Genomic DNA, 14,085 nt, shown 5'->3' on the forward strand with positions numbered 1-14,085 from the left:
CCACACCTTCGGGAGAACCCTGTGCGCACGAGACCGCTCGGACACAGACGTGTCCGCTTCTTACTGCCGGCCCTGGCGTGCGTCATCGGCCTGTCGCTGCCGACGGGCCCGGCGGCAGCCGCCCCGGCGGACCCCGGCGGCGGGGCCGAGACCGCCGCGGCCGAGGAGTTCCAGCAGGTCACCCTCGCCAAAGGGGTGGCCGAGACCGGCGAACCCATGACCCTGGCGGTCCTGCCGGACCGTTCGGTACTGCACACCTCGCGCGACGGCACGCTCCGGCTGACCGACGCGGCGGGGAACACCGCCGTGGCCGGCAAGCTCGACGTCTACAGCCACGACGAGGAGGGCCTGCAGGGAGTCGCCGTGGACCCGGGCTTCGCCACCAACCGGTTCGTCTACCTCTACTACGCGCCCCGGCTCGACACACCGGCCGGTGACGCGCCGGCGGACGGCTCGGCCTCCGACTTCGCCCCCTTCGACGGCGTCAACCGGCTCTCCCGCTTCGTGCTGCGCACCGACGGCACCCTGGACGCGGGCAGCGAGAAGAAGATCCTCGACGTTCCCGCCTCCCGCGGCCTGTGCTGCCACGTCGGCGGCGACATCGACTTCGACGCGGCCGGCAACCTCTACCTCTCGACGGGCGACGACACCAACCCCTTCGCCTCCGACGGCTACACCCCCATCGACGAGCGCGCCTCACGCAACCCCGCCTACGACGCCCAGCGCTCGTCCGGCAACACCAACGACCTGCGCGGCAAGATCCTGCGCATCAAGGTGAACGCCGACGGCTCCTACAGCGTCCCGTCCGGCAACCTCTTCCCGCCCGGCACCGCCAGGACGCGCCCCGAGATCTACGCCATGGGCTTCCGCAACCCGTTCCGGATGAGCGTCGACAAGGCCACGGGCACCGTCTACGTGGGCGACTACGGCCCGGACGCGGGCACCGCCAACGCCTCCCGCGGCCCCGCCGGACAGGTGGAGTTCAACCGCGTCACCAGGGCCGGCAACTTCGGCTGGCCCTACTGCACCGGCGACAACGACGCCTACGTCGACCACGACTTCGCCACCGGCGGCGCAGGCGCCGCCTTCGATTGCGCGGCTCCGAAGAACACCTCGCCGCGCAACACCGGCCTCACCGACCTGCCGCCCGCCCAGCCCGCCTGGATCCCCTACGACGGCGGCTCCGTACCGGAGTTCGGGAATGGCTCCGAGTCACCGATGGGCGGACCCGTCTACCGCTACGACCCGGACTCCGCCTCCGACGTGAAGTTCCCCGAGGCGTACGACGGAGACTTCTTCGCCGGGGAGTTCGGCCGCCGCTGGATCAAGCGCGTCGAGGCCGGCGGCGACGGCACCGTGCAGTCCATCAACGCCTTCCCCTGGAGCGGCACCCAGGTGATGGACATGGCCTTCGGCCCGGACGGCGCCCTCTACGTCCTCGACTACGGCACCGGCTACTTCAACGGCGACGCCAACTCCGCCCTCTACCGCATCGAGCACGTCACCGGCGGCCACGCCCCCGTCGCCCAGGCCACCGCGAACACCACCTCCGGCAAGGCGCCCCTCGCGGTGACCTTCTCCTCCGCCGGCAGCTCCGACGCCGACGGGGACGCCCTCACCCACGCCTGGGACTTCGGCGACGGCGCCACCTCCACCGCGGCCGACCCCACCCACACCTACACGGCCGACGGCCAGTACACGGCCACGCTGAAGGTCACCGACTCGACGGGCAAGTCCGCCACGGCCTCCGTCCACATCACCGTCGGCAACACCGCGCCCAGCGTGCGCATCGACCTGCCCACCGACGGACGCGTCTACGACTTCGGCGCCGCCATCCCCTTCAAGGTGACGGTGACCGACCCCGAGGACGGCGCGATCGACTGCGCCAAGGTGAAGGTCACCTTCATCATCGGCCACGACAGCCACGGCCACCCGCAGACCTCCGCCACGGGCTGCACCGGCACCCTCCAGACCCTGGCGGACGGCGAACACGACCCGAACGCCAACATCTTCGGCGTCATCGACGCCGAGTACACCGACAACGGCGCAGGCGGCCAGCCCGCCCTCACCACCCACGACCAGCACATCACCCAGCCCAGCCACCGCCAGGCCGAGCACTACGGTGACTCCTCGGGCGTCCAGGTCGTCGAGCACGCGCCCGCGCACGGCGGCAGGACCGTCGGCCACATCGAGAACGGCGACTGGATCTCCTTCCGGCCGTACGCCCTCGACAACGCCACCGCCTTCACCGCCCGGGTCTCCTCGGCCGGGACCGGCGGGACCATCGAGGTACGCGCCGGCTCCCCGGCCGGCACGCTGCTCGGCACCGCGACGGTACCGGTGACCGGCGGTTGGGAGACCTTCCAGGACGTGACGGCCGCCCTGAGCGGCCAGCCGTCCGGCACCACCACGCTCCACCTCGTCTTCAAGGGCGGCGCGGGCTCCCTCTTCGACGTGGACGAGTTCTCCTTCACCACGGGCCAAGGCGGCGCGCGTACGGGTCCGGTGCGGGGTGTGAACGGCAAGTGCCTGGACGTGGACAACGCGGGGACGGCGGACGGTACTCAGGTGCAGCTGTGGTCGTGCAACCAGTCGTCGGCGCAGATGTGGTCGGTGGGTGGTGACGGGACGTTGAAGGCGCTGGGGAAGTGTCTGGACGTCTCGGGCGGCGGCAGTGCGGACGGTACGCGGATCCAGTTGTGGACGTGCAACGGGACGGGTGCGCAGAAGTGGGCGGCGCAGTCGGACGGTACGGTGCGCAATCCGCAGTCGGGCAAGTGCCTGGACGCGTCGGGCGGTACGTGGAACGACGGGACGCCGGTCCACCTGTGGACCTGCCACACCGGACCCAACCAGAAGTGGACCCTGCCGTAGAAAGGAGGCGACCTCCCATGCGCAAGTACCCGAAAGCAGCCCTGGCCCTGTTCGCCGGCGCCCTGCTGTGCGCGGCACCGCAGGCCGGCGCCCTGCCCGGCGTCACCGCCGCCGCCGACGCCCGCACCGCCGCCGAGGCGGCCCCGGGCGCCGCGGCACAGCTCGCGGCCGACCCCCCGTACGACGTGCTCGTCTTCTCCCGCACCGCCGGCTTCCGCCACTCCTCGATCGACGACGGCATCGCGGCCCTGCGGGATCTCGGCGCGGCGAACAACTTCACCGTGGACGCCACCGAGGACCCGGGGGCCTTCACCGCCGGCAACCTCGCCCGGTACGAGGCGGTCGTCTTCCTGTCGACGACGGGCGACGTGCTCGGTGACGCCCAGCAGACGGCGTTCGAGGGCTACGTCAACGCCGGCGGCGGATACGTCGGCATCCACGCCGCCGCCGACACCGAGTACGACTGGCCCTTCTACGAGGGGCTGGCGGGCGCCCTCTTCCACTCCCACCCCGCCATCCAGCCCGCCACCGTGGAGGTCGAGGACCGGGCGCACGACGCCACCGCGCACCTCGGCGGCACCTGGCAGCGGACCGACGAGTGGTACAACTACCGCACCAACCCGCGCACCAGTGCCCATGTCCTGGCCTCGCTCGACGAGTCCAGCTACTCGGGCGGCAACATGAACGGCGACCACCCGATCGCCTGGTGCAAGGACTACGAGGGCGGCCGGGCCTTCTACACCGGCGGCGGCCACACCGACGAGTCCTACGCCGACCCCGCCTTCCGCCGTCACCTCCTCGGCGGCATCCGCTGGGCGGCCGGCATGACCAACGCCGACTGCCGCCCGGAGAGCGGCTACACCTCCCTCTTCGACGGCTCCGCCACCACCGGCTGGCAGCAGGCCGGACCCGGCGGGTTCACCCTCGCCGACGGCACCCTCACCTCGCACGGCGGACTGGGCATGCTCTGGTACGCCGCCGAGGAGTTCACCGGGGACTACTCCCTCAAGCTGGACTGGAAGGCGGCCGGGGACGACAACTCCGGTGTCTTCGTGGGCTTCCCGGCCTCCTCCGACCCCTGGTCGGCGGTGGACAACGGCTACGAGATCCAGATCGACGCCACGGACGCGGCCGACCGCACCACGGGCGCCGTCTACGGCTTCAGGTCGGCGGACCTGCCCGCACGCGACGCCGCGCTGAACCCGCCGGGGGAGTGGAACACGTACGAGATTCGTGTCACCGGTGAGCGACTGGAGGTCTTCCTCAACGGCGTGAAGATCAACGACTTCACCAACACCGATCCGGCGCGGAGCCTGCGGCAGGGACACATCGGCCTCCAGAACCACGGTGACGGCGACGAGGTGGCCTTCCGCGACATCCGCGTCAAGCACGCCGGTACCCCGGGACCCGGTCCGCGCACGGGTCCGGTGCGGGGGGTGAACGGCAAGTGCCTGGACGTGGACAACGCGGGGACGGCGGACGGTACTCAGGTGCAGCTCTGGTCGTGCAACCAGTCGTCGGCGCAGGCGTGGACGGTGGCCGGTGACGGGACGTTGAAGGCGCTGGGGAAGTGTCTGGACGTGTCCGGTGGCGCGAGTGCGGACGGTACGCGGATCCAGTTGTGGACGTGCAACGGGACGGGTGCGCAGAAGTGGGCGGCGCAGCCGGACGGTACGGTGCGCAATCCGCAGTCGGGCAAGTGCCTGGACGCGTCGGGCGGTACGTGGAACGACGGGACGCCGGTCCACCTGTGGACCTGCCACACCGGACCCAACCAGAAGTGGACCCTGCCCTGACCGAATCCCGGGGGCAGCAGACCCGGTGCGTCCCGCTCACCCGGTGAGCGGGACGCACCCGTTTCCGACGGTATTCGATCCCGCGTCTTGACGTGTACGCGCCGCCATGGGTTCATGGGAGCGCTCCCACAGTAGTAAGCGCTTCCCCACCCACCACTGGAGGCTCCGTGCGTACGACACCACCCTCCCGAACCCGGCAGGGCGGCTCAACCCGCCTGCTCACCGTGCTGGCCACCCTGTTAGGTCTGGCCGTCCTCGGCGCCCTCTGCCCGGCCGCCGCCCTGGCCCAGTCGCCCGGCACCCGGGCCGCCACCGGCCTGCACATCAGCGACGGCCGGCTCCTGGAAGCCAACGGCAACGACTTCGTCATGCGCGGCGTCAACCACGCCCACACCTGGTACCCCGGCGAGACCCAGTCGCTGGCGGACATCAAGGCACTGGGCGCCAACAGCGTCCGGGTCGTCCTCTCCGACGGTCACCGCTGGAGCGAGAACAGCCCCGCCGACGTCGCGAACGTCGTCGACCGGTGCAAGGCGAACCGGCTGATCTGCGTCCTGGAGGTGCACGACACCACCGGCTACGGCGAGGACGCCGCCGCCGGCACGCTCGACCACGCCGCCGACTACTGGATCGGCCTCAAGGACGTCCTGGCGGGCGAAGAGGACTACGTCATCGTCAACATCGGCAACGAGCCCTGGGGCAACACCGACCCCGCGGGCTGGACCGAGCCGACCGTCGCGGCGGTGAAGAAGCTGCGCGACGCCGGGTTCCAGCACACGATCATGGTGGACGCGCCCAACTGGGGCCAGGACTGGCAGGGCGTCATGCGAGCCAACGCCCGGACCGTCTTCGACGCCGACGCCACCGGCAACCTGATCTTCTCGATCCACATGTACAGCGTCTACGACACCGCCCAGGAGATCACCGACTACCTGAACGCCTATGTCGGCGCCGGACTGCCCATCCTCATCGGCGAGTTCGGCGGCCCCGCCGACCAGTGGGGCGACCCCGACGAGGACACCATGATGGCCACCGCCGAACAGCTCGACCTCGGCTACCTGGCCTGGTCCTGGAGCGGCAACACCGACCCGGTCCTGGACCTCGCCCTCGACTTCGACCCGAGCCGGCTCAGCTCCTGGGGCGAGCGCATCTTCCACGGCGCCGACGGCATCGCGCAGACGTCGAAGGAAGCGACGGTCTTCGGCGGCGGAGCCCCGGACGACACCGAGGCACCCACCGTTCCGGGGAAGCCGACCGTCACCGCCGTGACGGACACCTCCGTCACCCTCGGCTGGGCCGCGTCGACCGACAACACCCGAGTCACCGGGTACGACGTCGTCCGGGTAGGCGACGGCGCCGAGACCCCGGCCGCCACTTCCACCACCGAATCCGTCACCGTGTCGGGCCTCACCGCCGACACCGCCTACACCTTCGCCGTCTACGCCCGCGACGCGGCAGGCAACCGCTCGGCCCGCTCCGCCGCCGTGGACGTCACGACTCGCGACGGCGGCGGCACCCCCGGCACCACGTGCGCGGTGACGTACCGCGTCGTCGGTGAGTGGCCCGGCGGCTTCCAGGGGGAGATCGCCGTCCGCAACACCGGGACCGCGCCCCTGACTCCGTGGACGCTCGCCTTCACCTTCCCGGACGGCCAGACCGTCACCAACATGTGGGGCGGAACCGCGACGCAGACCGGCGGCGCGGTGAGCGTCACCCCGGCCTCCTACACCGCCACCGTCCCGGCCGGCGGCACCGTCACGCTCGGGTTCACCGCGGCGAAGGGGGCCGCCAACACCGCCCCGGCATCCTTCAGCGTCAACGGGACCGCCTGCGCGTGAGGGATGCCTGTGAGCGGCGTCACCACGACACCTCGCGGACATCGGCCCGGCTCTGCGGCCGGGTCGTGGCCGTGATCTCCGACCGGTGGCGGCTCGCCGAGAACGTCACCGTCAGCGTCTGCGGGCCGCTCTGCTCCGTACTCACCGTGAACCCCCGGTTCGGCACCGCCGAGATCAGGCACACCCCGGCGTCACCGAACCGCACGGTGGCCTTGCCGCCCTCGGACGGCACCGTGTAGACACCGGCGCCGCCCTCCTCGCACCCCGTGCCGCCCCCGCCGGTCGGCGTCGGCGGGGGAGCGGTGCGGGCGGTCGGCGTCGGCGTCGGGCTCGGCTCGGGCGGCTGCTCACTGCTCCGGGACGGCGTGGGGCTCGGCCTGCGGCTGGTCGCCGACGGGCTGGGAGAGGGCTCCGCGGTCCTCGACGGGCTGGGCCGCGGGGACTGCGGCGGCTCACTCGGCGCCGACTGCGCGACCGGCGCGGTCGGCCGCGTCGAACCCACTACGAAGTGGATCGTGATGATGACAGCCGTGACACTGGCCGCCGTGCAGGACAGCCAGATGATCAGGTAGCGCAGGAGGCGGGACACGACACCATAGTGACGGACCGGCTAACGTGCCTGCCCATGGCCTCCGTACTGGTCGTCGAGGACGACCCTGTGATCCGGGCCGCGCTGATCGAGGTCCTGACCGGACACGGCTACGCGGTCAAGACCGCCCACCAGGGTTTCGAGGCGCTGCGCGAGATCACCCAGAGCCCGCCGGACATCGTGGTGCTGGACCTCGGCCTGCCCGACCTCGACGGTCTCGACGTGCTGCGCATGATCCGGGGCATCTCCCGCGTCCCCGTCCTCGTCGCCACCGCCCGCGACGACGAGAGCGAGATCATCCGGCTGCTCAACGCCGGGGCGGACGACTACATGGTCAAGCCGTTCTCCGGCGGCCAGCTCGCGGCCAGGCTCGCCGCCGTGCTGCGCCGGTCCGTGCCCGCCGACGTCCGGGCGGCGCGGCAGCCCGTCCTCCAGGTCGCCGACCTGCGGATCGACCCGACCGCGCGCACCGCCCACCTCGCCGGCCGGGAGCTCCCGCTCACCCGCCGCGAATTCGACCTGCTCGCCTACCTCGCCGCCAACGCCGACCAGGTCATCTCCCGGCAGCGGATACTCGCCGAGGTGTGGCAGCAGCCGTACGTGGAGGACCAGACGGTCGACGTCCACCTCTCCGCACTCCGTCGCAAAATGGGTGAGAAGGCGCGAAAGCCCCGCTATCTCCACACCGTGCGCGGCATAGGCATCAAGTTGGTCAGCTCGCCATGAGACGTGCCCTCGCCGGGATCGCCCTGGCCGTCACCTCGATGGTGGCGTTGTCCTTCCTCATTCCGCTCGCCCTCCTCGTCCGCGAACAGGCCCGGGACCGGGTCACCACCGCCGCCGAGCAGCGCGCCTCCGCCCTGTCCCCGGTCCTCGCCCTCACCACCCGGCGCGCCGACGTGCAGCAGGCCGTCGCCGAACTCGGCTCCGCCGACCAGCTGGCCGTACGGCTGCCCGACGGCGGCTTCGTGGGCACTCCGCACGCACCCCGGGACGCGCTCGACCGGGCCGTGCGGGGGCGCGAGACGCTGGCCGTCGACACCGAGGACGGCTGGGTCTACCTCCAGCCCGTCGTCCTGCGGGGTGACCGGGTCGCGGTCGTGGAAGCCTTCGTGCCCGCCGCCGACCTCACCCGGGGCGTGGCGGCGTCCTGGGGTGTCATGGCGCTCCTCGCGCTGGGTCTGGTCGGCGGCTCGGTGCTGGTCGCCGACCGGCTCGGCGCCCGAGTGGTGCGCTCCTCCCGCAGCCTCAAGCGAGCCTCGCTGGCCCTCGGCTCCGGCGACCTGGACGTCCGGGTGGAACCCGACGGCCCGCCCGAGCTGCAGGAGGCCGGCGCGGCGTTCAACACGATGGCCGACCGGGTCGTCGACCTGCTCGCCGTCGAACGCGAACTGGTCGCCGACCTCTCGCACCGGCTGCGCACCCCGCTGACCGCCCTCTACCTGGAGGCCGACCGCATGGGCGCGACCCCCAGCGCCCGGCGGGTCACGGAGGCGGCCGGCCAGCTGGAGAGCGAGCTGGACTCGATCATCGCCGCGGCCCGGACCCCGCTGGCGTCGGCGCACCTGGCCGGTGCGGGGGCGGGCGCGGCGAAACCGTGCGACGTCGCCGAGGTGGTCGCGATGCGCCTGGACTTCTGGTCGGTCCTCGCCACCCAGCAGGGCCGGCCCTACGAGCGTTCGCTCACCCCGCGCCCGGCGCCCGTCGCCTTCCCCGAGGACGATCTCGCGGCCGTCGTCGACGCCCTGATCGGCAACGTCTTCCGGCACACCCCCGAGGGCACCGCCTTCGCCGTACGTGTGGAGCGGGCCGACCGGCACGTGTTCCTCACGGTCGACGACGCGGGGCCGGGCGTGGCGGACCCCGAGGCGGCGCTCACCCGGGGGGTCAGCGTCGGCGGCTCCACGGGTCTGGGCCTGGACATCGTGGCGCGGGCGGCCCGCGCGGCGGACGGCGAACTGACGATCACCCGCGCTCCGCTGGGCGGCGCGCGGGTGCGGGTGTCGTTCGTACTGGCCGGCGCGGACCGCGCCGGGGGAGGGGGCCGGTGACCGGCGTCAGCGGGCGGCGCCGAAGTTCTGCGTCCACCAGGGGCCGCCGTCGCCGAAGTGGACGCCGACGCCCAGCTCCTCGAAGGAGCAGTTGAGTATGTTCGCGCGGTGGCCGGGGCTGTTCATCCAGGACTCCATGACCGAGGCGGCGTCCGCCTGCCCCCGGGCTATGTTCTCGCCCAGCGTCGACCACTGGTATCCGGCGGCCTCGACCCGGGTCGTCATGGTGGAGCCGTCGGGGCCGGTGTGGGACATCACACCGCTGCTCGCCATGACGTCGCTGTAGTCGTCGGCGGCCCGGGTGAGCCGGTCGTTCGCCGTGACCGGCGAGCAGCCCGCCGCGGCCCGCTCCTCGTTGACCAGTGCGAGGACCTGCGCCTCGGGTCCGCCGGCCCCGCCGGAACCGGAGCCCGCGTCGGAACCCGACCCGGTGCTGCCCGCCCCGGTGTCGCCGCCACCGGCCGCCGGCCGGTCGCCGACGCTCTTCGCCGTCGTCCTCGCCGGAGCCTTCGACGCGGGCTCGGCCTTCTTCTCCGGGCTGTGGGAGGGGGTGGCCGACTTCGTGGGCTTCTCCTTCGGCCGGGCGCTCGCGCTCGGCGAGCCGCTCGCCGTGGCACTCGGGCTCACCGGGCCGGAGGCGAGCGGCGCCGCACCGCCCGCCGCGTCCTCGGCGCCCGGCGCCTGACCGGCACTGTTCGCGGCCACCCGGTCCGCGGCCCTGCCGTCCTCGCCGTCCGCGACGGCCAGGGTGATGCCGACGCCCGCCGTCACGGTGACGGCGCCCAGGGCCAGCGCGGCACCGCGTGTCCTGAGCCCGCCGCGGGGACGGGCGTGGGAGCGGGACGGGCGAGCGGCTCGGCGGGAACCCATGCAGGACACCTCGGTCTGTCGATCGGCGGGCACGGCCCCGTGCCCGGTGGACGCGACCGCGCCCACCGGGACTGTGGGGGGTGTTCGAGAGCCTAGGACGCGTCCGGCGCCCGAAGGCCGTTCGAAGGTCATCTTCAAGAAGCCTTAAAAGAGCCGCCAAACTCCGCTGAGGTCCCGGCCCTGCCGAGCGGCGCGAGATCGGGGCCATGAGTGGCCCGGCTCACATGGCGTACCGGAGGTGGCGCCGACACCATGGTCTCGTCACCCGGCAGGCTGAAGGGATCAAGAATGTTCCGCAAGGTGCTGGTCGCCAACCGCGGGGAGATCGCGATCCGCGCGTTCCGTGCGGGCTACGAGCTCGGCGCGCGCACGGTCGCCGTCTTCCCGCACGAGGACCGCAACTCGCTGCACCGGCTGAAGGCCGACGAGGCCTACGAGATCGGGGAGCCGGGACACCCGGTGCGCGCGTACCTCTCCGTGGAGGAGATCGTCCGCGCGGCCCGCCGCGCCGGAGCCGACGCCGTGTACCCGGGCTACGGGTTCCTGTCCGAGAATCCCGAACTCGCCCGCGCCTGCGAAGAGGCCGGCATCACCTTCGTCGGTCCGAGCGCGCAGATCCTCGAACTGACCGGCAACAAGGCCCGCGCCGTGGCCGCCGCCCGTGAGGCCGGGGTACCGGTCCTCGGCTCCTCCGCTCCCTCCACCGACGTGGACGAACTCGTCCGGGCCGCCGACGACATCGGCTTCCCCGTGTTCGTCAAGGCCGTCGCGGGCGGCGGCGGGCGCGGCATGCGCCGCGTCGAGGAGCCCGCCCAGCTGCGCGAGGCCATCGAGGCGGCGTCCCGGGAGGCCGCCTCCGCCTTCGGCGACTCCACCGTCTTCCTGGAGAAGGCGGTCGTCGAACCCCGCCACATCGAGGTGCAGATCCTCGCCGACGGCGAGGGCGACGTCATCCACCTCTTCGAGCGGGACTGCTCGGTCCAGCGCCGCCACCAGAAGGTGATCGAGCTGGCGCCCGCCCCGAACCTCGACCCCGCGCTGCGCGAGCGGATCTGCGCCGACGCCGTGAACTTCGCCCGGCAGATCGGCTACCGCAACGCCGGCACCGTGGAGTTCCTCGTCGACCGCGAGGGCAACCACGTCTTCATCGAGATGAACCCGCGCATCCAGGTCGAGCACACGGTCACCGAGGAGGTCACCGACGTCGACCTCGTCCAGTCCCAGCTGCGCATCGCCGCCGGCGAGACACTGACCGACCTCGGCCTCGCCCAGGAGAACATCACCCTGCGCGGCGCCGCCCTCCAGTGCCGCATCACCACCGAGGACCCAGCCAACGGCTTCCGTCCGGACACGGGACAGATCAGCGCCTACCGCTCACCCGGCGGCTCCGGCATCCGCCTCGACGGCGGCACCACCCACGCCGGCACGGAGATCAGCGCCCACTTCGACTCGATGCTGGTCAAGCTCTCCTGCCGTGGCCGGGACTTCACGACGGCGGTCAACCGCGCCCGGCGCGCCGTGGCGGAGTTCCGCATCCGCGGTGTCGCCACCAACATCCCCTTCCTCCAGGCGGTGCTGGACGACCCGGACTTCCAGGCCGGTCGGGTCACCACGTCCTTCATCGAGCAGCGCCCGCACCTGCTCACCTCCCGCCACTCCGCCGACCGCGGCACGAAGCTGCTCACCTACCTCGCCGACGTCACGGTCAACAAGCCGCACGGCGAACGCCCCGAACTCGCCGACCCGCTGACCAAGCTGCCGCCGCTGCCCGCCGACGCGGGCGAACCCCCGGCCGGCTCCCGGCAGCGGCTCGCCGAACTCGGTCCGGAGGGCTTCGCCCGGTGGCTGCGCGAATCACCCACCATCGGCGTCACCGACACCACCTTCCGCGACGCCCACCAGTCGCTGCTCGCCACCCGGGTCCGCACCAAGGACATGCTCGCCGTCGCCCCGGCCGTCGCCCGCACCCTGCCCCAGCTGCTGTCCCTGGAGTGCTGGGGCGGCGCCACCTACGACGTCGCGCTGCGCTTCCTCGCCGAGGACCCGTGGGAGCGGCTGGCCGCCCTGCGCGAGGCGGTGCCCAACATCTGCCTCCAGATGCTGCTGCGCGGCCGCAACACCGTCGGCTACACCCCCTACCCGACCGAGGTGACGGACGCCTTCGTCGAGGAGGCCGCCGCCACCGGCATCGACGTCTTCCGCATCTTCGACGCCCTCAACGACGTCGACCAGATGCGTCCCGCCATCGACGCCGTACGCCGGACCGGCACCTCCGTCGCCGAGGTGGCCCTGTGCTACACGGCCGACCTGTCCGACCCGAACGAGCGGCTGTACACGCTCGACTACTACCTGCGGCTCGCCGAGCGGATCGTGGACGCCGGGGCCCACGTCCTGGCGATCAAGGACATGGCCGGGCTGCTGCGCGCGCCGGCCGCCGCGACCCTCGTGTCCGCCCTGCGCCGGGAGTTCGACCTGCCGGTGCACCTGCACACCCACGACACCACCGGCGGTCAGCTCGCCACCTACCTGGCCGCGATCCAGGCCGGCGCGGACGCCGTGGACGGAGCCGTGGCGTCCATGGCGGGCACCACCTCGCAGCCCTCCCTGTCGGCGATCGTCGCCGCCACCGACCACACCGAGCGGCCCACCGGCCTCGACCTCCAGGCCGTCGGCGACCTGGAGCCGTACTGGGAGAGCGTCCGCAAGGTCTACGCCCCCTTCGAGGCGGGTCTCGCCGCACCGACCGGCCGCGTCTACCACCACGAGATCCCCGGCGGCCAGCTCTCCAACCTGCGCACCCAGGCCATCGCGCTCGGTCTCGGCGACCGCTTCGAGGACATCGAGGCCATGTACGCCGCCGCCGACCGGATGCTGGGCCGGCTGGTGAAGGTCACGCCCTCCTCGAAGGTGGTCGGCGACCTGGCCCTGCACCTGGTGGGCGCGGGTGTCTCCCCGGCGGACTTCGAGGCGGAACCGGACCGGTTCGACATCCCCGACTCCGTCATCGGCTTCCTCCGCGGCGAGCTGGGCACCCCGCCCGGCGGCTGGCCCGAGCCGTTCCGCACCAAGGCGCTGCGCGGCCGTGCCGACGCCAAGCCGGTGCCGGAGCTGTCCGCCGACGACCGCACGGGGCTGGCCAAGGAGCGCCGGGCGACCCTGAACCGGCTGCTGTTCCCCGGACCGGCACGCGAGTTCGACACCCACCGTGCCTCCTACGGCGACACCAGCGTCCTGGACAGCAAGGACTTCTTCTACGGGCTGCGTCCCGGCAAGGAGTACACGGTCGACCTCGACCCGGGCGTCCGGCTGCTCATCGAACTCCAGGCGGTCGGTGACGCCGACGAGCGCGGAATGCGCACCGTGATGTCCTCGCTCAACGGGCAGCTCCGCCCGATCCAGGTCCGCGACCGGTCGGCGGCCTCCGACGTGCCGGCCACCGAGAAGGCCGACCGGTCGAACCCCGGCCACGTCGCGGCGCCGTTCGCGGGCGTGGTCACCCTCGCGGTCGCCGAGGGGGACGAGGTCGAGGCCGGCGCCACCGTCGCCACCATCGAGGCGATGAAGATGGAGGCCACCATCACCGCCCCGAAGTCCGGCACGGTGAGCAGGCTCGCCATCAACCGCATCCAGCAGGTCGAGGGCGGCGACCTCCTGGTGCAGCTCGGCTGACCACGGTGGCGGCCCCGACTCGGACCGGGGCCGCCACCGCCGCCTCACGCCTCCTTCGGAGCCGCCTGCTGCACCACCTCGAACGACCACACCGTGGACCCGCTCGCCGCGGGCTTCGGCCGCTCGCCGCCCTCCGCGCCCCCGCCCTGGTGGGCGGCCTTCATGGGGCCCTCCATCCACGCCTGGAACGACGCCTCGTCACGCCACCGGGTGTAGACGAGGTAGTTGTCGGTGCCCTCCACCGGCCGCAGCAGCTCGAACCACTCGAAGCCGTCGGAGCTCTCGACGGCGTGCGCCCGCGAGGCGAAGCGCTTCTCCAGCGTCTCGCGCTGCTCGGCCGGGACGGTCAGTACGTTGATCTTGACTACGCTCATGTCCCCATCCTGCCGCATGCCCCC

General features: G+C 72.5%; 10 protein-coding genes. 8 read left to right on the top strand and 2 right to left on the bottom strand.

All coding sequences use genetic code 11. The features are described from left to right. The first annotated feature begins 21 nt into the window (after positions 1-21). The 7 genes from ACLIN4_RS32970 (at position 22) to ACLIN4_RS33000 (ending at position 9,148) form a co-directional block, all read left to right on the top strand. A complete protein-coding gene (locus ACLIN4_RS32970) occupies positions 22-2,874 on the top strand; it encodes a PQQ-dependent sugar dehydrogenase (RefSeq protein ID WP_307651660.1) in 2,853 nt (950 codons plus the stop codon). A gap of 17 nt (positions 2,875-2,891) precedes the next feature. After that, positions 2,892-4,670, top strand: a complete 1,779-nt coding sequence (locus ACLIN4_RS32975; RefSeq protein ID WP_307651659.1) for a ThuA domain-containing protein — start codon at positions 2,892-2,894, stop codon at positions 4,668-4,670. A 167-nt stretch (positions 4,671-4,837) separates the two neighbouring features. Beyond that, complete coding sequence (locus tag ACLIN4_RS32980) at positions 4,838-6,508, top strand: cellulase family glycosylhydrolase (protein ID WP_411576502.1); 1,671 nt, start codon at positions 4,838-4,840, stop codon at positions 6,506-6,508. Continuing rightward, positions 6,505-6,747, top strand: coding sequence for a hypothetical protein (locus ACLIN4_RS32985; RefSeq protein WP_289909994.1), 243 nt, complete (start codon positions 6,505-6,507; stop codon positions 6,745-6,747). Before ACLIN4_RS32980 ends, ACLIN4_RS32985 begins: the two co-directional genes overlap by 4 nt. Positions 6,748-6,774: 27 nt before the next feature. Further along, entirely contained in the window at positions 6,775-7,080 is a 306-nt protein-coding gene (locus ACLIN4_RS32990; RefSeq protein ID WP_257101933.1) for a hypothetical protein, read from the top strand. Between the two features lie 53 nt (positions 7,081-7,133). Continuing rightward, entirely contained in the window at positions 7,134-7,823 is a 690-nt protein-coding gene (locus ACLIN4_RS32995) for a response regulator transcription factor (protein ID WP_269956135.1), read from the top strand. Continuing rightward, positions 7,820-9,148 carry a sensor histidine kinase gene (locus ACLIN4_RS33000; RefSeq protein WP_289909987.1) on the top strand — a complete coding sequence of 443 codons (1,329 nt, stop codon included), beginning with the start codon at positions 7,820-7,822 and terminating at the stop codon, positions 9,146-9,148. Before ACLIN4_RS32995 ends, ACLIN4_RS33000 begins: the two co-directional genes overlap by 4 nt. Positions 9,149-9,154: 6 nt before the next feature. Here the strand turns inward: ACLIN4_RS33000 and ACLIN4_RS33005 are convergent, their stop codons facing one another. Further along, on the bottom strand, positions 9,155-10,018 hold the full coding sequence (locus ACLIN4_RS33005) for a CAP domain-containing protein (protein WP_289909986.1): 864 nt from the start codon (positions 10,016-10,018) through the stop codon (positions 9,155-9,157). A 288-nt stretch (positions 10,019-10,306) separates the two neighbouring features. On the opposite strand from ACLIN4_RS33005, the gene ACLIN4_RS33010 reads away from it, so the two are divergent. Further along, the gene (locus ACLIN4_RS33010) at positions 10,307-13,687 is read left to right on the top strand and encodes a pyruvate carboxylase (protein ID WP_290014042.1); all 3,381 of its coding nucleotides are present in this window, start codon (positions 10,307-10,309) and stop codon (positions 13,685-13,687) included. Positions 13,688-13,731: 44 nt separating this feature from the next. Here the strand turns inward: ACLIN4_RS33010 and ACLIN4_RS33015 are convergent, their stop codons facing one another. After that, positions 13,732-14,061, bottom strand: a complete 330-nt coding sequence (locus ACLIN4_RS33015) for an antibiotic biosynthesis monooxygenase family protein (protein WP_043383968.1) — start codon at positions 14,059-14,061, stop codon at positions 13,732-13,734. Positions 14,062-14,085: the final 24 nt, after the last annotated feature.

Origin of the sequence: Streptomyces mutabilis, from assembly GCF_046628145.1 — a bacterium.
GTDB classification, from domain to species: domain Bacteria; phylum Actinomycetota; class Actinomycetes; order Streptomycetales; family Streptomycetaceae; genus Streptomyces; species Streptomyces mutabilis.